Below are 17,235 nucleotides of genomic sequence, written 5' to 3'. Positions count from 1 at the left end.
AAGCGCCGGACGGGCTGGATGGTGCCGACCCGGGCTTCAGCGCATCCGGATGCCGAGCCGCTCCAAGAACGCGATCAGCCGCTCCGGATCCGCGACCTCCAGGTTGTTCCGGAATCGGCCGCGCTCCCAGGAGACGTCCGTTTCGCCGTGCACGCTGCCGCTCCCGATGAACTCGGCCTCGGCATCGAGCAGGGCGATGGTCACGCTGCCGAAGCAGCGGCAGATGTCGTTCGCGAACTCTCCGGTCGTGGTGAGGACGCGCAGTTCCGCCAAGTCCTCGGCGTCGAACACCTCACCAATGATCCCGCGTCGGCCGAGCGGTCCGCCGTTGTCGCCGCCTTCGAGGACCACCGCGGCCTCCGTGCGCCCCCACACCTCGTCGAGCCAGCCCCGGATCTCCGCACCGCTCGCACCGCGCGATCGCTCCCGCCCGGTCACCGTCCCGGCCGCACCGTCAGGTCATTGACCTCCGCGTCCCCCGGCAGGTCGATCGCCATGAGGATCGTCGTCGCGACCGACTCGGGGTCGATCCACTGGGCGGGGTCGTACTGCTTACCCTCCTGTTGGTGGACCTTGGCCTGCATGGGGCTGGCGGTGCGGCCGGGGTAGACCGAGGTGACGCGGACGCCGTTGTCGTGTTCCTCGTGGCGCAACGAATCGGCCAGGGCCTTCAGGCCGTGCTTGGAGGCCGCGTACGCGGACCAGTCGGCGCTCGCCCGGAGGCCCGCGCCGGAGTTCACGAAGAGGACGTGGCCGCCGGACAGCCGGAGTTGGGGCAGGAAGTGGCGGGTCAGTTCGGCGGGGGCGATCAGGTTGACGTTGAGCTGGTGGCGCCAGGTCTTCGGAGTCAGCTCGCCCACCGGGCCCAGATCGACCACCCCGGCGATGTGCAGCAGCGTGTCCACGCGGTCGGGCAGGCTCTGGTGCGAGAACGCCCAGCTGAGTTTGTCGGGGTCCGCCAAGTCGCCCACCAAGGTGCTCGCCCCGGGGTACTCCGCCGCCAGTTCCTTCGCGCGGCCCGCGTCGCGCGCGTGGAGCACGAGTTCGTCCCCGCGCGCGTGCAGCCGGCGGGCGACGGCCGCGCCGATGCCGGAACCGGCCCCGGTGATCACATGTGTAGCCATGCCCGCCATGCTCGCATCACTCGATGCCCTGGCTCTCCTCCAGGTAGGCCAGCGCCCCCACCGGCTCCTCCGCGAAGAACACCAGGTCGGTGAGCGGGACGGGCAGGAACCCCTCGTCCTCCATGCGCCGGAACTGGGTCTTCAGGCCGTCGTAGAAGCCCGCCGTGTTGAGCAGCACCACCGGCTTGTCGGTGTGGCCGTGCTTCTTCAGTTCCAGGATCTCCGTCGCCTCGTCCAGCGTCCCGGTGCCGCCCACCATGATCACCACGGCGTCGGACTTCTCCAGGAGCAGCCTCTTACGTTCGGCGAGGTCGGCCGCGATCACCATCTCGTCGGCGTCTGCCCGGGCCTTCGCCGCCAGGAAGGTCACCGAGACGCCCACCAGCCGTCCACCGGCGGCCTGTACGCCGTCGGCGACCACCTTCATCAGGCCGGACTCCGAACCGCCCCACACGAGCGTGTGCCCGCCCTTGCCGAGCAGTTCGGCGAACTCCCGCGCGGGGCGCGTGTAGCGCTCGTCCAGGTCGGCGGCGGAGAGAAAGACACAGATCTTCATGTCGTCACCGTACGCGGGAAGAACCGGGGGCCCGCGAGTGCTTTTCCGGTATGGCTCAAGGACACACGATCACGATCGAGCAGGGCGACAAGCGCGTACGCGTCGTCCACGGCGACCAGGTGCTGGCGGAGAGCGACCGGCCCCTGATCCTGAAGGAGACCGGCTCCCCGGTGCGGTACTACCTCCCCCCGGAGGACGTCCGCCTCGACCTCCTGGCCCCCTCCGAGACCCACACCCACTGCCCCTTCAAGGGCGACGCGTCCTACTGGTCCCTGCCGGACGCGCCCGACCTGGTCTGGGCGTACCCCGACCCCAAGCCCGACGTCGCACAGATCAAGGACCACCTCTGCTTCTACGAAGTAGAAGTGTTGTGACCGATCGACAGGTGTCGTGACCGATTAGTCGGCGTTCCTTCGGCAGTCTTCACCGACATGGACAAGAAGACTGTTTCGCGCGACGGCACCGCCATCGCGTACGAACGCATCGGTGCGGGTCCGCCCGTCGTCCTCGTCGGTGGCGCGATGACGACGGGCGACGGGCTCCTGCCGCTCGCCGCGCAGCTCGCGCACCGGTTCGGGGCCGTCCCGTACGACCGCCGGGGCCGGGGCGCGAGCGGCGACACGGCGCCCTTCGACGTGGCCCGCGAGGTCGAGGACCTCGCGGCGCTGATCGACGCCGTGGGCGGCAGCGCGGCCCTCTACGGCCACTCGTCCGGCGCCGCCCTCGCCCTGCACGCGACGGCGAGCGGCCTCCCCGTCACCCAAGTCGCCCTGTACGAGCCGCCGTTCGCCCTCGACACGACCGGCGCCAAGGAGCGCGCCGAATACACCGGGCGCCTCACGGAACTCCTCGCCGAGGGCCGCCACGGCGACGCCGTCGCACTCTTCATGGCGCTCACCGGCGCACCCCCGGAGATGATCGACGGCGCCCGCCGCTCCCCCATGTGGCCCGGCATGGAGGCCATCGCCCCCACCCTCGCCTACGACGACGCGGCCATGGGCGACGGCCTGGTCCCGGCGGAGCGGCTGGCGTCCCTGTCCGTCCCGGTGCTCACCATCGCGGGCGGCGCGAGCGCCGAGTGGATGCGGCAGGCCGCGCGGGCCGTGGCGGACGCGGCGCCGGACGGGACGTACCGCACGCTGGAGGGTCAGACCCACATGGTGGACCCGACCGTTCTGGCACCCCTGCTCACGGAGTTCTTCTCGGACTAGCCGCGAACGAGCCCCGTATCAGCCGAGCCCCGTATCAGCCGAGCCCGGTCAGGCCATCGCCGTCGCCGCGCGCGTGGTCGTCGCGATCGTCGCCGACCCCACCACGCGCGTGTCGTCGTACAGCACGATGGCCTGCCCGGGGGCCACGCCCCGTACCGGCTCGGTGAACGACACCTCCAGGGTGCCGTCGACGAGTTCGGCGGTGACCTCGGTCTCGCCGCCGTGGGCGCGGAGCTGGGCGGTGTAGGTGCCGGGGCCGGAGGGTGCCGTGCCGCACCAGCGGGGCTTGACGGCGGTGAGGCCGCTGACGTCCAGGGCGGCGGCCGGGCCGACCGTCACCGTGTTGTCGACCGGGGAGATGTCCAGGACGTAGCGCGGCTTGCCGTCGGCGGCCGGGGTGCCGATGCGCAGGCCCTTGCGCTGGCCGATGGTGAAGCCGTACGCGCCCTCGTGCGAGCCGATGACGGAGCCGGACTCGTCGACGATGTCGCCCTCGGCCTTGCCGAGGCGGCCCGCGAGGAAGCCCTGGGTGTCGCCGTCGGCGATGAAGCAGATGTCGTGCGAGTCGGGCTTCTTGGCGACCGCGAGGCCGCGCCGCTCGGCCTCCGCGCGGATCTCGCCCTTCGTCGTCACCGTGTCGCCGAGCGGGAAGAGCGCGTGCGCGAGCTGCCGCTCGTCCAGGACACCGAGGACGTAGGACTGGTCCTTCGCCATGTCGGAGGCGCGGTGCAGTTCGCGGGTGCCGTCCTCGTTCACGATCACCTGGGCGTAGTGGCCGGTACAGACCGCGTCGAAGCCGAGGGCGAGCGCCTTGTCGAGGAGCGCGGCGAACTTGATCTTCTCGTTGCAGCGCAGGCACGGGTTCGGGGTGCGGCCCGCCTCGTACTCGGCGACGAAGTCCTCGACGACGTCCTCGCGGAAGCGGTCGGCGAGGTCCCAGACGTAGAAGGGGATACCGATGACGTCGGCCGCGCGGCGGGCGTCGCGCGAGTCCTCGATGGTGCAACAGCCCCGCGCGCCCGTGCGGAACGATTGCGGGTTCGCGGAGAGCGCGAGGTGGACGCCGGTCACGTCGTGGCCGGCTTCCGCGGCGCGGGCGGCGGCGACGGCGGAGTCGACGCCACCGGACATGGCGGCGAGGACGCGAAGGGGACGGGGGCGCTGCACGGAGGTCTCAGTCATAACCCTTCCAGAGTACGGGTCGACGGGAACCGGAGCCCGCGAGTATCCGTTGACGATCACATGGGGGAGACACAGAGCGATCAGGAAGACCGGACGGCGAAGCCACCGGGCACCGCGGAGAAGCCGCCGGGCAGCGCCGGCCGGCACCCCGGCCGGCGTGCGCTGCTCATCGGCGGCGCCGTGGCCGCCGTAGGGACCGCGGTGTTGGCGCGGGACGAGTTGTCGCGGTTGTGGTGGCGGGTGCCGGGGGTGGAGAAGCCGCGGACTCCGGGGGCGGTCGATTTCCCGGGGGCCACGTGGGTGGCGGCTTCCTCGGCGAACTACCGGCGGGCGGACCGGCCGGAAGACTACGCGATAGACCGGGTGGTCATCCATGTCACGCAGGGCAGTTACGCGAGTGCGGTGAAGGCCTTCCAGGACCCCGGGCACCAGGCGGCCGCGCACTACATCGTCCGTCAGCGCGGGGACATCACACAGATGATCCGCGAGCTGGACGTGGCCTTCCACGCGGGCAACCGGTCGTACAACGAGCGCAGTGTCGGCATCGAGCACGAGGGTTTCGTGGAGCGGAAGTCGTCGTTCACGGACGTGATGTACACGAACTCCGCGCGGCTGACGGCGGAGATATGCCGGCGCTACGGAATCTCCGTCGACCGGGAGCACGTCATCGGGCATGTGGAGGTGCCGGGGACGGATCACACGGACCCCGGGCGGTACTGGGACTGGGACCGGTACATGACACTCGTAAGGCGGGCACACCGGACAGTAGCGTGATCCAGGTCACATTTGGCTTTGGCTATGAGTCGTTTCAGTCACGATCGTGTCCGATGCGTCCCCCGCTCCGGATGTGACCTGGGGTACACCAACTCTCCTTGCGCGCAAGGAGAGTTGTGGAGGCAATGCGCAGGCTCACCTTTCACAGCTCGCCCTGCCCACTACTAACAACCCCCCAGTCTTTACACAGCCCTTAGGTCAAATCTCTCGCTCCATGACACACACCAGCGAGCCCGCGTCCGGACAGAACACAGACGCCAAGGGCAACCACCGCAAATCCACGGCCGAGAAGCGCGAACACGGCAAGGACAGCGCGGCCCGGGGCAAGGGTCTGCACCGGCGCAAGTTCCTCGGCGGCATGGCCGGGACCGGTATCGCGGCGGTCGCCGCGGCCGGGGGGGCCTTCTCCCTGCTGAACGGCGCGGCGAAGAGCAAGGCGTCCGCGGCGGACAGCACCCTTGTCATCCCGGACCTCCTGGAGGGCACCACCACCGACAGCGTCACGACCTTCACGCTGGAGGCCAAGACCGGCACCGCCGAGGTGCTGAGCGGCGTCACCAGCGACACGATGGGCTACAACCAGGCGTTCCTCGGCCCCACCATGAAGTGGACCAACGGCGACACGGTCCTGCTGAACATCACCAACAGCCTGGGCGAGGACACCACCGTCCACTTCCACGGCGCGCACGTCCCGCCCAAGATGGACGGCGGCCCGCAGGTCGCCTTCTCGGACGGCACGACCTGGTCGCCCACGTTCACGGTCGAGGACCCGGCCACCACGCTCTGGTACCACCCGCACGCGCTGGGCACCACCGCCAAGCAGGCCGTGCACGGCCTGGCCGGGATGATCATCGTCGAGGACTCCACGGACGCGTCCGCCGCGCTGCCCAGCGACTACGGCGTCGACGACGTCCCGCTCATCTTCCAGTCCCTCGCCGTGGACACCGACGGGGACATCAAGTACGACGCGGCCGGCTACCGGCTGAGCACCACCGCCTTCCCCCTCCTGCTCAACGGAACCAACGTGGACTCCACCACGCTCGGTTTCACCGCCACCAAGACCCGGACCCGGTTCCGCGCCCTGAACGCCTCACCGTCCGACATCATCGTGATCCAGCGCAGCGACGGCGGCACCCTCACCCAGATCAGCACCGACCAGGGCTATCTGACCGAGGCCACCGACGTGACCACGATCCGCCTGGTGGCCGGCGCCCGGGCCGAGTTCACGATGGACCTCACCGCGGACGCCACCCTCCAGGCCGTGATCACCACCGGCTGGATCCGCGGCGGCAGCGGCACGTACGACGTCCTCGCGGTGACGGCCAGCGGCACCGACACCCCGGACGACCTGCCCAGCACCCTCAACACCATCGACCGGTACGACACGACCGACTTCACCGCCCGGACGATCACCCTGGGCCAGAACGGCGCCACCATGCTGATCAACGGGTCGGCGGGCACGACCATGGCCGCGATGGCGATGATCAGTACGACGGTCGGCGCGAAGGAGATCTGGACGATCCAGAACTCCACCCAGTTGGAACACTCGTTCCACCTGCACGACGTGCCGTACCAGCTGATCTCCATCAACGGCGAGGATCCCACCGGGGTCCAGCTCGGCTGGTACGACACCTACGAAGTGGTCGGCGGCGGCTCGATCCAGATCGCCATGGAGTTCACCGACTTCTCCGACGACACCTATATGTACATGCTCCACTGCCATCTCCTGCAACACGAGGACGAGGGCATGATGGCCTCCCTCATGGTGACGGAGAGTTAGAGGGAGCAGGTGTTCTCAGGTCAGCCCGGCGGCGCGCGCTCGTTCCACCGCCGGGCCGATCGCTTTCGCGACGGCCTCCACGTCGGCCTCCGTGGAGGTGTGGCCGAGGGAGAAGCGCAGGGTGCCGCGGGCCAGGTCCGGATCGGTGCCGGTGGCGAGCAGGACATGGCTGGGCTGGGCGACGCCCGCCGTGCAGGCGGAACCCGTGGAGCACTCGATGCCCTGGGCGTCCAGCAGGAGCAGCAGGGAGTCGCCCTCGCAGCCCGGGAACGTGAAGTGGGCGTTGGCCGGGAGGCGGTCCACCGGGTCACCGCCGAAGATCGCGTCCGGCACCGCCGTACGGACGGCCGTGACGAGGTCGTCGCGCAGGGCGCCGATCTCGCGGGCGAACCACTCGCGCTGTTCGGCGGCGAGCCGGCCGGCGACCGCGAAGGAGGCGATCGCGGGGACGTCGAGGGTGCCGGAGCGGACATGGCGTTCCTGGCCGCCGCCGTGCAGGACGGGTACGGGGGTGTACTCGCGGCCCAGCAGCAGGGCGCCGATGCCGTACGGGCCGCCGATCTTGTGGCCGGAGACGGTCGCCGCGGCGAGCCCGGAGGCGGCGAAGTCGACCGGGACCTGGCCGAAGGCCTGCACCGCGTCGGCGTGCAGCGGGATGCCGAACTCCCCCGCCACATCGGCCAGTTCACGCACCGGCATGACCGTGCCGATCTCGTTGTTGGCCCACATCACGGTCGCCAGGGCGACATCGTCGGGGTTGCGGGCGATCGCCTCGCGCAGCACCTCGGGGTGGACCCGGCCGTAGGAGTCGACCGGGAGGTACTCGACGGTGGCGCCCTCGTGCTCGCCCAGCCAGTGGACGGCGTCCAGGACGGCGTGGTGCTCGACGGGGCTGGCCAGGACCCGGGTGCGGGCCGGGTCGGCGTCGCGGCGGGACCAGTACAGGCCCTTCACCGCGAGGTTGTCGGCCTCGGTGCCGCCGGAGGTGAACACGACCTCGCTGGGGCGGGCGCCGAGCGCTTCGGCGAGGCTTTCCCGGGACTCCTCGACCGTACGGCGGGCCTTGCGGCCGGAAGCGTGGAGGGAGGAGGCGTTGCCCGTGATGCTCAGGTGGGCCGTCATCGCCTCGACTGCCTCGGGAAGCATCGGGGTGGTCGCGGCGTGGTCGAGGTATGCCATGGTGACGCCGATTCTACGGGCCCCGGTGGGCACCCCGGAGGGGCGGGCAGGCCTGGCGGGATCCGGCCGGTCTCCTAGAAGCTCCAGGAGACGGTGCTGTCCAGTTGCATGAAGGCGACGAGGACCAGCAGATCGGCGATGCCGAGCCCGAGGCCGAGGAAGGCCCGGCCGCGACGGGCGGTGCCGCGCCACAGGGCGACGCCGGCCAGGGCGATGGCGATCGGGCCGAGGAACACGTTGAGCACGAGCAGGCCGACGAGGCCGAGGATGAAGGACGCGACGGCCATGCCGTCGGCGTCACGACGGCCGGTGGGCTTGACGGCGGCGTTGTTGTTGTCGGTGGTGGTGCTGCTGCTGGTTGCCGGTGCGGTGAGTTGCATGGTGGTTCGGCTCCCGATGATCGGGTGGACGGTGGGTCGGGCGGCGGTCAACAGGCAGCCGCAGCGGGTCAGTTGGCGGTCGTACGGCCGCGACGGCCGTGCCGCTCGCGGAGCGCGAAGATGCCCAGCCATACGGCGATGACGGTGGCGGCGACGGCGGTGAAGGCGAGCGGCGCGTGGGCCACGGTGCCCACCACGACGCCGAACAGCAGGAGCGCTACGACGAGGAACAGCATGGGATGAATCCCCCTCCGAGCCGACCGGTACGTCCGGGACGGCCCTCGTTACGTTTCGGTGAACGGTTGTAGTAACACTTGTTCACTGAACTTGAGTCTAGCGCGTCCGGCGACTTTCCAATTACGGAGAACAGTTGTTAACTGGATGACATGAGTCACACCCTCGGCATCCGGCAGGTACAGAAGCAGAAGACCCGACAGGCGTTGCTGGACGCCGCGTTGGGGCTGCTGGAGGAGCAGAGCCTGAGCAGTCTGGGCCTGCGCGAGGTCACCCGCGCGGTGGGCGTCGCACCGACCGCCTTCTACCGGCACTTCCGCTCCACGGCCGACCTCGGGGTCGCGCTCGTGGAGGAGGCCCTGGGCAGTCTGCATCCGATGATCCGGCAGACGGTGTCCCCGGCGGACAGCGACCAACGCATCGAGCGCGCGGTCCAGTTGATCGCCCATCACGTGGACGCGTACCCGGCCCATGTCCGCTTCCTCGCGCGCGAGCGGCACGGCGGGGTTCAGCCGGTGCGGGAGGCCATCCGGGAGCAACTCGCCCGGTTCGCCGAGGAGGTGAAGGCCGAGCTCGCCAAGGACCCGGAGTCGCGGGGCTGGCGCGAGGACGATCTGCTGATGCTGGCGCACCTCTATGTCGACCAGATGCTCGTCACGTCCTCGCTGTTCCTGGAGGCCCAGGAAGCACCGGCCGAGGAGCGCGAGCGGGTGACCCAACTGGCCACCCGCCAGATGCGGTTGATCAGCGTCGGCCGCCGCAACTGGCTCGGCTGACGCTGCGTCAAAAATAGGCGTACGACCAGAAATGGGCATACGACAGGGGCGGCACGCCCGGTGTACGAGCGGGCCGCCCCTGTCGTGCGGGAGCCGCGGTCAGCCCTGCTGCGGGGCCCCGCTCATCTGGCCACCGCCGGGCCCGCCGCCGCACCCACCGCCAGGGCCGCCGCCCTGGCCGCCCTGACCGCCGCCCCCGCCGGGGCCGCCCGTCGGCATGCCGGAGGCGTTGCCGGTCGGCTTGCCCGTCGGCGCGCCCGAGGCCGCGGCGCCCGTGGGCGCACCGGACGGGGCGCCGGAGGGGGCGCCGCTGGGCCGTGCCGTGGCGTTGCCGGTGGGCATGCCGGAAGCGGAACAGGACTGCGTGGAACCGGAGTTGCCGCTGCCGGAGGACGACGACGAGTCGCTCGACCCGCAGGCCGCCAGGGCCAGGGGCGAGAGCGCCAGCAGGGCCACTGCGGGGAGGAGACGCGCACGCTTCATGAGAAACAACTCCAAAAACGATGAGGATGTCTTGTGACGGGAACTCAACCAACGCCGCTTAGGGCTTGGTTGTCGGAGCCCTGTCCCCACCCTGTGCGCAGAGTAAAGGGCAGCCCAAAAGACCGCCCCTACCTGCGACTTCACGATCGGGCCGCGCCTACTCGCTGGTACAGCTCCGTGACAGAAGCAGCCGCCGCGGCCATCTCGGCACGCACCTCCGGCGGTGATACGACCTCCAACGCGTCGGCGAACTGCAGCAGTTGACGCGCCTCGCGGACGACGCCGTACGACAGCCGGACCGTCACCCGGTCGTCCTCGCCGTCAACGGCGCTGTCGGGCGTGGGGAGTTCGGCGAGCGAGGAGGCGTTGAGGCGCAGGAACATGTCGAGGTGGGAGCGGCGGACGCGGACGGTGACGTCGATTCCGCCGGGGCGCTCCTCGACCTGGCGGCGCAACTCCTCCCAGGCGTCGGCGAGTTCGACACCAGGGCGACGCTTCACCGGATCGGGCAGGAGGCCGGCGGAGTGCACACGATCGGCGCGGAAGAGGCGAGGCCGCGCGCGGCGGTCGGCGACGAGGTACCAGACACCGGCCTTGGAGACGAGACCGTACGGATCGACGGTGTAGGTGCTCGGCTCCCTCGCCCCGCTGTGCCGATAACGCAGTCGCAGCCGCCGATCGGCGAAGACCGCGTCCTGCAACACGTCCAGATCCACGGCGGGTTGGGGCCCGCCCTTCCACCGCGTGGCGTCGACGAGGATCCGCCGAGAGGTCACCTCGGCAGCCGGCCGGTACGGCGCCGGCAGCGCGGCCATCACCTTGCGCAGCGCGGAACCGAGCGCGGCGTCGAGGCCGAGCGCGGCGTGGGCGCCCTGCGCGGCCAGGATGAACAGGGCGCGCGACTCGTCGGCGGTCAGTCCCGTGACATCCGTACGGAACCCGGCGAGCAGCTCGATCCCGCCGTGCCGTCCGCGCTCGGCGTACACCGGCACCCCGGAGGCGGACAACGCCTCGACGTCCCGGTAGATGGTCCGCACCGACACCTCAAGCCGGTCGGCGAGTTCATGCGCGGGGACCCGCCCCCGGGTCTGCAGGAGCAACAGGATCGAGAGCAGTCGGTCGGCCTTCACGGGTCCAGCATCCGCCTCCCGGAAACCCGGCACAAATGTTGCCGGAAACTGTCAGGTTATGGGCCCAGGATCGGCGCCATGAACACCAACGCGAACGACCCCCGCCCCCTGTACACCCGCGCCACCGAGCAGGCCGCCGCCCTGATCAGGACGGTGCGCCCGGACCAGCTCTCCTCCCCCACCCCCTGCGCGGAGTTCGACGTACGGACCCTCCTGAGCCACCTCGTCGGCGGCACCCACCGCATCGCGACGATCGGCGAGGGCGGTGAGGGCATGGCCGTCCACCCCTTCGTGAACGGCGTCGACGACAAGGGCTGGCCAACCGCGTACGACGAGGCCCGCGCCCGGGTCCGCACCGCCTGGACGGACGACGCCCGGCTGGACGCGCCGGTCCGGGTCCCGTGGGGGGAGGCACCGGGCCGGATCGCGCTCTCGGGCTACGTCATGGAGAACGTCACCCACACCTGGGACCTCTCGGAGGCCTTGGGCCACCCCGTCCAACTCGACCCGGAACTCGCCGAGTTCGCCCTCGCCATCGCCCGCCGGGTCCTCCCCGACACCGAGCGGGACGCGGACACCCCCTTCGCCACGGCACAGACGGCACCCGAAGGGGCCGACGCCTACGGCCAGTTGGCGGCCTGGCTGGGACGGAAGCCGGTCAGCTGAGCCTCGCCCGCGCCAACTGCCGTGACTGCGCGACCAGTCGATCCTCGCTGTCCCACACCTCCGCGTCCTCCTCCAGGAAGCCGCCGGCCAGGTTGCGGGTGGTGATGGAGACGCGCAACGGGCCCGGGGCGGGGTGAGCGCGGACGTGGACGGTGAGTTCGACCGTGGGGACCCAGCCCTTCAGGCCGATCTCGAAGGCGGTCGGCGGGAGCGCGTCCACCGCAAGGAGCAAGGAGAGGGGGTCCGCGTCCCGGCCGTCCGCCAGGCCGAACCAGGAGCGCATCTCGCCCTTGCCGGAGGGGGCGCCCAGGGCCCAGCCGAGGGTGGACGGGTCGAGCTTGAGCATCAGGCGGTCGGCGATCGCCGAGCTGCCGGAGACGGGGGCGGGCCCGTCTTGCGGGCCGAAGCACTGGTCCATCGGCGGAAACACCGGCGGGCGGGCCGTCGTACGGACGTCGTCCGGCAGGGCGTCCAGGTTGCCGTAGGACGCCAGGACCCGGATGCGTTCCACCTCGGCGCCTTCTTCGTCGTACTGGAAGAGGGACGCCTGGCCGGTGGAGAGGGTGCGGCCGGTGCGGACCGTGTCCGTGCGGATGACCGCCGGGCCCGGTTGGGACGCGGTCAGGTAGTGCGCGGAGATCGTGAACGGGTCGCTGTGCGGGAGCGCGTCCGCCAGGGCTCGGCCCAGGACCGCGAGGAGGTAGCCGCCGTTGACGGCGCTGATGATCGTCCAGCCGGCCGAGAGGTCGATGTCGTAGACGCCTGGCGCGCGGCGGGTGACCGCCGTGTCGCGGTCGAACTCGCTGTCGCCGATCGTGGCCCGTACGGCCGCCGGTGCGGTTGCTGCTTCTCCCATGGGTGAACCGTACAACAGTCCATTACTAAGCGGTAGCTTTGTTGTTTCGGGCGTATGAAACCACCGGCGAACCGCTCGCAACCCACCGGCCCCCCGGGTGAGGAACCGGCAATTTCTTGGTAAGTGTCCGGACTCGTCCGTGACCCGCGGCCGGTGGTCCCCCTCTTGGGGGACATGAGCCTCACCGGGACCTCGTTCCTCTACACCGCCGTCGTGCTGACGGTCGTCGCCCTCATACTGCCGCTCGTGCTGTGGTCGCGGATGCGCGGCCCCAAGGCCGTACGCGTGGCGGCACGGGCCCTGATGCTGCTGTTCGCCCAGGCGACCGCCGTCACCCTGGTCTTCGTCATGGTCAACAACCAGAACAACCTCTACGACAACTGGGCCGACCTCCTCGGCACCGGCAACCACGTCCAGCAGGCCGCGAATCTCGGCAAGAACGGCACCGGCGACATCTCGCTGAAACGGTTGCCCAAGGTCAAGCAGCACTTCTCCCCCGCCGAGGGCGCCGGCATGCGCGCGGCGGGCGGGGTCGAGGTCACCCAGCTCAAGGGCCAGGTCTCCGGCGTCAACGCCGAGGTGTACGTGTGGCTGCCGCCGCAGTACAAGGAGCCCGCGTACCGGCACCACAAGTTCCCGGTGGTCGAGCTGCTGCCGGGCTATCCCGGTTCGGCGAAGGCCTGGTTCGGGTCGCTGCACGCGAACGAGCAGTTGCTGCCGCTGATGAGGAGCGGGCGGGTCGCGCCCTTCATCCTGGTCGCGCCGCGCACCAATCTGCTGGCCGGCGTCGACACCGGCTGCGCCAACATCACCGGCACGGTCAACGCCGACACCTGGCTGAGCGTCGACGTACCGAAGATGGTCATGGACAACTTCCGTGCCGAGCCCGCCCCTTCGGGCTGGGCGGTGGCCGGTTACTCGGCCGGCGCGCAGTGCGCGGTCAAGCTCGCCGTCGCCCACCCGGACCGCTACCGCGCGGCCGTGGGCATGTCCGGCTACAACGACCCGATCGGCGAACGCAATTCACTCGCCGCGGCCAGCCCGGCCCTGCGCGCCGCGAACAACCCGTACCTGCTGTTGAAGGAGAAGAAGACTCCGCCGCCGATCGCGCTGTACATCTCCGGCGAGTCCGGCGACGGCTACGAGGCGGGCACCGCCCTGGCGTCCGTCGCCGAGGCGCCGACGACCGTGCACGTGGTGTTCCTGCCGCGCAGCGACGGCGGGCACACGATGGCACTGTGGCGGCCGCAGGTGAAGGCGGTCTTCCGCTGGCTGACGCTGGAGATGGGCAAGAACCGTCCGCACGCGAAGACCGGGTCCACCACTACTCCTCACGGACGGTCGACCTCCGGTTCCACGCACGCGGAGCTCGCCAGTGGTACCGCATCGCGAGCAGGCGCAACACGAAAGCGGTGACGACCGCGAGCCCACTGGTGAACGGGCCCAGCGCGTCGTAGCGGATGCACACGGCGACCATGGTGGCGCCGACGATCGCGGGGACCGCGTACAGGTCGCGGTCCCAACGCAGCAGCGACGGGGTCTCGTTGGCCAGCACGTCCCGCAGCACACCGCCGCCGACGGCGGACCCGAGGCCGAGGGCCACCGAGGAGGTCAGGCCGAGCCCGTAGTCGTACGCCTTCACCGTGCCGGTGACGCAGAACAGGCCGAGGCCGGCCGCGTCGAAGACGTTGACCCCGAACTGGATCCGCTCCACCTGCGGGTGGAGGAAGAAGACGAGCAGGGCGGCGAGGAACGGAGTGAGGAAATACCCCAGGTCTGTGAAGGCGGCCGGGGGGACCGCCCCGATGACGAGGTCCCGGAAGACCCCTCCGCCCAGCGCGGTGACCTCGGCGAGCACGGCGATGCCGAACACGTCGAAGTTCTTGCGGACGGCCAGCAGCGCGCCGGAGATGGCGAACACGAAGATGCCGACGAGGTCGAGCGTGTGCTGGACGGAGGGGCTGAACAGTTGCTGAAGCACCCCACATTGTTACCTACAGAAGGGTGCCTCCCTTTCAAAGCAAGGGTTACAGGGTCGGTTTCCCTGGCGTGTACAGCCAGGTCTGGAACAGGTCGTCGAGCTGTTGCCCGCTGATCTTCTCGGCGAGCTCGATGAACTCGGCGGTGCTCGCGTTGCCGTAGCGGTGCAGCTTCGTCCAGGTCGGCAGCAGCTTGAAGAACGCGGTGTCGCCGATGCGTTCGCGGAGCATCTGGAGGGTCATCGCGCCGCGCTGGTAGACGGCCGAGGCGAACATCGTGTCGCGCTGCGGATCGGCTACGACGGTCTGCCAGAAGGAGCTGTCGGCGGGGCGGGAGTTGTAGCCGGCCAGGAACGAGTCGTGCGCGGTGCGGGTGCCCTGGTGCTCGGCCCACAGCCACTGGGCGTAGGTCGCGAAGCCCTCGTTGAGCCAGATGTTCTTCCACTGCGACACGCTCACCGAGTCGCCGAACCACTGGTGGGCCAGCTCGTGCACGATCGTCGACTCGCTGCGCACGGCCGAGTAGGCGGGCTTGCTCTGCACCTCCAGCGAGAACCCGGCCTCCGGCATGTCGTCGACGATCGCGCCGGTCTCCTCGAAGGGGTACGGCCCGAAGACCTGCGACCAGTAGTCGGTGGCGGCGGCCGTCACGGCGTACACGTCGACGCTGTTGCTGTTGGCGAGGACGGGGTCGATGGCGACGTAGATCGGGGTTCCGCCGGGGGTCGTCCCCGTCTGCACGTCGAACTTCCCGATGGTGGCGGTGGCGAGATAGGTCGCCATGGGCTTCGACTCCCGCCAGTGGGTGTACGTCGAGCCGCCCTTGTCGTACGTCGAGACGAGCCGGCCGTTCGAGACTCCGGTGAGCCCCTTGGGGGCCTTGATACGGATGTCGTAGGTGGCCTTGTCGGAAGGGTGGTCGCTGGACGGGAACCAGGTGGAGGCCGCGTTGGGTTCGCAGGCGACGAAGACTCCGTCGGTCGTCTTCATCCAGCCGTAGTCGGAGCCGAAGACTATGGGGCCGTTGAGGGGTTCGGGCACTCCGCCGTAGGTGACGGTGACCGTGAAGTCCCTGCCCTTGCGGAGCGAGTCCCGCGGGGTGATGCGCAGTTCGTCGCCGGTGCGGGTGAACTGGGCCCGTCTTCCGTTCACTTGGACCTTCGTGACCTCCAGTTTCTGGAGGTCCAGGTCGAAGGAGGAGAGGTTCTGGGTGGCGCGGGCGGTGAGTGTCGTAATCCCGTCGAGGCGGTCGGTGTCGGGGTTGTAGGCGACGTCGAGAGCGTAGTGCCGGGCGTCGAAGCCGCCGTTGCCGAGTTGGGGGAAGTAGGGGTCACCGATGCCGTCGGCGCCGGGGGTGGGGGCGGAGGAAGCGGCGATGACAAGAAAAGAGGCCGCCGCGGTCGCGAGGGCCCCTAGACGTGCCGAACGGGAGAGTGCCATGGAGTCGTCCCTTCGGTGCGTGTTTCCGATCAGTCGGACACGCCGGACTCTGCCCCCACCTCGCACGTCATGTACATGACTTTACCAACTTGTCATGCGTCACAGGATAGTTGACCGTGACGGACCGCGGCATGCGAACGCCCCCGGTGACCAGGATCGGTCAACGGGGGCGTACGGATGGCCTGTTGTCGCCTACTTCGCCTCGCCGGGTCCGGCTTCCGGCTCAGTGGGCTCCGCAGCTTCCGGGGCCGACTCGGCTGCGGGCTCGGTGGGTTCCCCAGCTTCAACCGCGGACTCGGCCGACTCTTCGGCGAGCGTCGCCGCCACCGCCGCCGACGTCTCCGCCGACTCCTGGAGCGCCGTCTCGCCGAGCAGCTTCTCGGCCTCCTTCGCGGCCGTCAGCAGGACCGTGTCCTGCGGGGCCTGGTCCGCGAAGTTCTCCGGGTGGTGGCAGGCGACCTGCTGGCCGGGAGCCAGCTCCAGGAGCGGCGGCTCGGTCGTCGTGCAGATCTGGGTCGCCTTCCAGCACCGGGTGTGGAAACGGCAGCCGCTCGGCGGGGAGATCGGCGAGGGCACGTCACCCGTGAGCAGGATGCGGTCGCTCTTCGCGTTCTTCCGCCGCGGGTCCGGGATCGGCACCGCCGACATGAGCGCCTTGGTGTACGGGTGCATCGGCGCCTTGTACAGCAGCTCGCGGTCGGCGAGTTCGACGATCTTGCCGAGGTACATCACCGCGATCCGGTCCGAGACGTGCCGGACCACCGAGAGGTCGTGCGCGATGATCACGTACGTCAGGCCGAGCTCCTGCTGGAGGTCGTCCAGCAGGTTCACCACCTGCGCCTGGATCGACACGTCGAGCGCGGAGACCGGCTCGTCGGCCACGACCAGCTTCGGGTTGAGCGCGAGCGCGCGGGCGATGCCGATGCGCTGGCGCTGACCGCCGGAGAACTCGTGCGGATAGCGGTTGTAGTGCTCGGGGTTGAGCCCGACCACCTCGAGCAGCCGCTGCACTTCCTTGCGGACACCACCCTCGGGGCTGACGCCCTGGAGCTTGAAGGGCGCGCCGACGATCGTGCCGATGGTGTGGCGCGGGTTCAGCGACGAGTACGGGTCCTGGAAGATCATCTGCATGTCGCGGCGCAGCGGACGCATGCCGCTCACCCCGAGGTGCGTGATGTCCTTGCCCTGGAACTCGACGGTGCCGCCGGTCGGCTCCAGCAGCCGGGTGATCAGCCGGCCCATCGTCGACTTGCCGCAGCCCGACTCGCCCACGACGCCCAGCGTCTCGCCGGCCTTGACCTCGAAGTCGAGTCCGTCGACCGCGTGCACGGCGCCGACCTGCCGTTGCAGCAGGCCCTTCTTGATCGGGAAGTGCTTCTGCAGCCCGGTCACCTTCAGCAGGGTCTCGCCGGGGGCGACACCGCCCTCGGTGGCCACGCTGCCTTCGCTCTGCACAGGGATGCTCACTGCTGTGTCCTTGGGTTT

The 17,235-nt window shown here is 70.0% G+C and carries 20 protein-coding genes; 7 read left to right on the top strand and 13 right to left on the bottom strand.

What is annotated here, in order from left to right:
• Positions 1-36 precede the first annotated feature (36 nt).
• The 3 genes from SPR02S_RS18885 to SPR02S_RS18875 are packed head-to-tail and all read right to left on the bottom strand — an operon-like array spanning position 37 to position 1,680.
• Complete coding sequence (locus tag SPR02S_RS18885) at positions 37-438, bottom strand: hypothetical protein (protein ID WP_019058557.1); 402 nt, start codon at positions 436-438, stop codon at positions 37-39.
• Positions 435-1,133, bottom strand: a complete 699-nt coding sequence (locus tag SPR02S_RS18880; RefSeq protein WP_078622939.1) for an SDR family oxidoreductase — start codon at positions 1,131-1,133, stop codon at positions 435-437. Before SPR02S_RS18880 ends, SPR02S_RS18885 begins: the two co-directional genes overlap by 4 nt.
• A 7-nt stretch (positions 1,134-1,140) precedes the next feature.
• A complete protein-coding gene (locus SPR02S_RS18875) occupies positions 1,141-1,680 on the bottom strand; it encodes an LOG family protein (protein WP_019058555.1) in 540 nt (179 codons plus the stop codon).
• A gap of 50 nt (positions 1,681-1,730) precedes the next feature.
• Here SPR02S_RS18875 and SPR02S_RS18870 point away from each other — a divergent pair, with 50 nt between their 5' ends.
• Together SPR02S_RS18870 and SPR02S_RS18865 are read left to right on the top strand one after the other, a co-directional pair.
• Positions 1,731-2,054 carry a DUF427 domain-containing protein gene (locus tag SPR02S_RS18870; RefSeq protein WP_019058554.1) on the top strand — a complete coding sequence of 108 codons (324 nt, stop codon included), beginning with the start codon at positions 1,731-1,733 and terminating at the stop codon, positions 2,052-2,054.
• A 57-nt stretch (positions 2,055-2,111) separates the two neighbouring features.
• Complete coding sequence (locus tag SPR02S_RS18865) at positions 2,112-2,891, top strand: alpha/beta fold hydrolase (protein WP_019058553.1); 780 nt, start codon at positions 2,112-2,114, stop codon at positions 2,889-2,891.
• A gap of 48 nt (positions 2,892-2,939) precedes the next feature.
• Here SPR02S_RS18865 and mnmA read toward each other — a convergent pair whose 3' ends face one another.
• Positions 2,940-4,073 (bottom strand): tRNA 2-thiouridine(34) synthase MnmA, encoded by a 1,134-nt coding sequence (gene mnmA / locus SPR02S_RS18860; RefSeq protein WP_019058552.1) that lies wholly within the window; start codon positions 4,071-4,073, stop codon positions 2,940-2,942.
• A gap of 60 nt (positions 4,074-4,133) precedes the next feature.
• On the opposite strand from mnmA, the gene SPR02S_RS18855 reads away from it, so the two are divergent.
• Complete coding sequence (locus SPR02S_RS18855; RefSeq protein ID WP_019058551.1) at positions 4,134-4,847, top strand: N-acetylmuramoyl-L-alanine amidase; 714 nt, start codon at positions 4,134-4,136, stop codon at positions 4,845-4,847.
• A 214-nt stretch (positions 4,848-5,061) separates the two neighbouring features.
• Positions 5,062-6,627 (top strand): multicopper oxidase family protein, encoded by a 1,566-nt coding sequence (locus SPR02S_RS18850; protein ID WP_019058550.1) that lies wholly within the window; start codon positions 5,062-5,064, stop codon positions 6,625-6,627.
• Between the two features lie 15 nt (positions 6,628-6,642).
• Here the strand turns inward: SPR02S_RS18850 and SPR02S_RS18845 are convergent, their stop codons facing one another.
• From SPR02S_RS18845 to SPR02S_RS63990, 3 genes are all read right to left on the bottom strand, one after another.
• Complete coding sequence (locus SPR02S_RS18845; protein WP_019058549.1) at positions 6,643-7,806, bottom strand: cysteine desulfurase family protein; 1,164 nt, start codon at positions 7,804-7,806, stop codon at positions 6,643-6,645.
• 74 nt (positions 7,807-7,880) lie between these two features.
• Positions 7,881-8,186 (bottom strand): hypothetical protein, encoded by a 306-nt coding sequence (locus SPR02S_RS18840; protein ID WP_019058548.1) that lies wholly within the window; start codon positions 8,184-8,186, stop codon positions 7,881-7,883.
• 68 nt (positions 8,187-8,254) lie between these two features.
• Complete coding sequence (locus SPR02S_RS63990; protein ID WP_019058547.1) at positions 8,255-8,422, bottom strand: hypothetical protein; 168 nt, start codon at positions 8,420-8,422, stop codon at positions 8,255-8,257.
• Positions 8,423-8,572: 150 nt separating this feature from the next.
• Between SPR02S_RS63990 and SPR02S_RS18830 the strand changes: the two genes are divergently transcribed.
• Positions 8,573-9,196 (top strand): TetR family transcriptional regulator, encoded by a 624-nt coding sequence (locus tag SPR02S_RS18830; RefSeq protein WP_019058546.1) that lies wholly within the window; start codon positions 8,573-8,575, stop codon positions 9,194-9,196.
• A gap of 99 nt (positions 9,197-9,295) precedes the next feature.
• Here SPR02S_RS18830 and SPR02S_RS61740 read toward each other — a convergent pair whose 3' ends face one another.
• A complete protein-coding gene (locus SPR02S_RS61740) occupies positions 9,296-9,679 on the bottom strand; it encodes a hypothetical protein (protein ID WP_086021635.1) in 384 nt (127 codons plus the stop codon).
• Positions 9,680-9,819: 140 nt separating this feature from the next.
• A complete protein-coding gene (locus tag SPR02S_RS18820) occupies positions 9,820-10,809 on the bottom strand; it encodes a helix-turn-helix transcriptional regulator (RefSeq protein WP_019058544.1) in 990 nt (329 codons plus the stop codon).
• 78 nt (positions 10,810-10,887) lie between these two features.
• Here SPR02S_RS18820 and SPR02S_RS18815 point away from each other — a divergent pair, with 78 nt between their 5' ends.
• Positions 10,888-11,475, top strand: coding sequence for a TIGR03086 family metal-binding protein (locus SPR02S_RS18815; protein ID WP_019058543.1), 588 nt, complete (start codon positions 10,888-10,890; stop codon positions 11,473-11,475).
• Here the strand turns inward: SPR02S_RS18815 and SPR02S_RS18810 are convergent.
• The gene (locus tag SPR02S_RS18810) at positions 11,468-12,331 is read right to left on the bottom strand and encodes a thioesterase family protein (RefSeq protein ID WP_019058542.1); all 864 of its coding nucleotides are present in this window, start codon (positions 12,329-12,331) and stop codon (positions 11,468-11,470) included. The two genes, SPR02S_RS18815 and SPR02S_RS18810, sit on opposite strands and share 8 nt — an antisense overlap.
• Positions 12,332-12,505: 174 nt before the next feature.
• Here SPR02S_RS18810 and SPR02S_RS18805 point away from each other — a divergent pair, with 174 nt between their 5' ends.
• Positions 12,506-13,747 (top strand): alpha/beta hydrolase, encoded by a 1,242-nt coding sequence (locus SPR02S_RS18805; protein WP_026150682.1) that lies wholly within the window; start codon positions 12,506-12,508, stop codon positions 13,745-13,747.
• Here the strand turns inward: SPR02S_RS18805 and SPR02S_RS18800 are convergent.
• The 3 genes from SPR02S_RS18800 to SPR02S_RS18790 all read right to left on the bottom strand — a co-directional run bounded on the left by SPR02S_RS18800 (position 13,656) and on the right by SPR02S_RS18790 (position 17,217).
• The gene (locus tag SPR02S_RS18800; RefSeq protein ID WP_019058540.1) at positions 13,656-14,312 is read right to left on the bottom strand and encodes a trimeric intracellular cation channel family protein; all 657 of its coding nucleotides are present in this window, start codon (positions 14,310-14,312) and stop codon (positions 13,656-13,658) included. The genes SPR02S_RS18805 and SPR02S_RS18800 overlap by 92 nt on opposite strands.
• Before the next feature lie 46 nt (positions 14,313-14,358).
• Positions 14,359-15,750 (bottom strand): M1 family metallopeptidase, encoded by a 1,392-nt coding sequence (locus SPR02S_RS18795; protein WP_019058539.1) that lies wholly within the window; start codon positions 15,748-15,750, stop codon positions 14,359-14,361.
• Positions 15,751-15,942: 192 nt separating this feature from the next.
• Positions 15,943-17,217: an ABC transporter ATP-binding protein gene (locus tag SPR02S_RS18790; protein WP_019058538.1), complete on the bottom strand. Its 1,275-nt coding sequence runs from the start codon at positions 17,215-17,217 to the stop codon at positions 15,943-15,945.
• Positions 17,218-17,235: the final 18 nt, after the last annotated feature.

The sequence above is a fragment of the Streptomyces prunicolor NBRC 13075 genome, from assembly GCF_000367365.1.
Classification (GTDB): Bacteria; Actinomycetota; Actinomycetes; order Streptomycetales; family Streptomycetaceae; genus Streptomyces; species Streptomyces prunicolor.
Note: the sequence above shows the minus strand (reverse complement) of the source record. Positions and strands in the feature narration are given on the sequence as shown.

What these genes read in the sequence shown, in the direction of transcription:
- SPR02S_RS18880 (WP_078622939.1), bottom strand. Translation starts at nt 1,133, where the DNA reads ATGGCGGGCATGGCTACACATGTGATCACCGGGGCCGGTTCCGGCATC.
- SPR02S_RS18875 (WP_019058555.1), bottom strand. Translation starts at nt 1,680, where the DNA reads ATGAAGATCTGTGTCTTTCTCTCCGCCGCCGACCTGGACGAGCGCTAC.
- SPR02S_RS18870 (WP_019058554.1), top strand. Translation starts at nt 1,731, where the DNA reads ATGGCTCAAGGACACACGATCACGATCGAGCAGGGCGACAAGCGCGTA.
- SPR02S_RS18865 (WP_019058553.1), top strand. Translation starts at nt 2,112, where the DNA reads ATGGACAAGAAGACTGTTTCGCGCGACGGCACCGCCATCGCGTACGAA.
- mnmA (WP_019058552.1), bottom strand. Translation starts at nt 4,073, where the DNA reads ATGACTGAGACCTCCGTGCAGCGCCCCCGTCCCCTTCGCGTCCTCGCC.
- SPR02S_RS18855 (WP_019058551.1), top strand. Translation starts at nt 4,134, where the DNA reads ATGGGGGAGACACAGAGCGATCAGGAAGACCGGACGGCGAAGCCACCG.
- SPR02S_RS18850 (WP_019058550.1), top strand. Translation starts at nt 5,062, where the DNA reads ATGACACACACCAGCGAGCCCGCGTCCGGACAGAACACAGACGCCAAG.
- SPR02S_RS18845 (WP_019058549.1), bottom strand. Translation starts at nt 7,806, where the DNA reads ATGGCATACCTCGACCACGCCGCGACCACCCCGATGCTTCCCGAGGCA.
- SPR02S_RS18840 (WP_019058548.1), bottom strand. Translation starts at nt 8,186, where the DNA reads ATGCAACTCACCGCACCGGCAACCAGCAGCAGCACCACCACCGACAAC.
- SPR02S_RS63990 (WP_019058547.1), bottom strand. Translation starts at nt 8,422, where the DNA reads ATGCTGTTCCTCGTCGTAGCGCTCCTGCTGTTCGGCGTCGTGGTGGGC.
- SPR02S_RS18830 (WP_019058546.1), top strand. Translation starts at nt 8,573, where the DNA reads ATGAGTCACACCCTCGGCATCCGGCAGGTACAGAAGCAGAAGACCCGA.
- SPR02S_RS61740 (WP_086021635.1), bottom strand. Translation starts at nt 9,679, where the DNA reads ATGAAGCGTGCGCGTCTCCTCCCCGCAGTGGCCCTGCTGGCGCTCTCG.
- SPR02S_RS18815 (WP_019058543.1), top strand. Translation starts at nt 10,888, where the DNA reads ATGAACACCAACGCGAACGACCCCCGCCCCCTGTACACCCGCGCCACC.
- SPR02S_RS18810 (WP_019058542.1), bottom strand. Translation starts at nt 12,331, where the DNA reads ATGGGAGAAGCAGCAACCGCACCGGCGGCCGTACGGGCCACGATCGGC.
- SPR02S_RS18805 (WP_026150682.1), top strand. Translation starts at nt 12,506, where the DNA reads ATGAGCCTCACCGGGACCTCGTTCCTCTACACCGCCGTCGTGCTGACG.
- SPR02S_RS18795 (WP_019058539.1), bottom strand. Translation starts at nt 15,750, where the DNA reads ATGGCACTCTCCCGTTCGGCACGTCTAGGGGCCCTCGCGACCGCGGCG.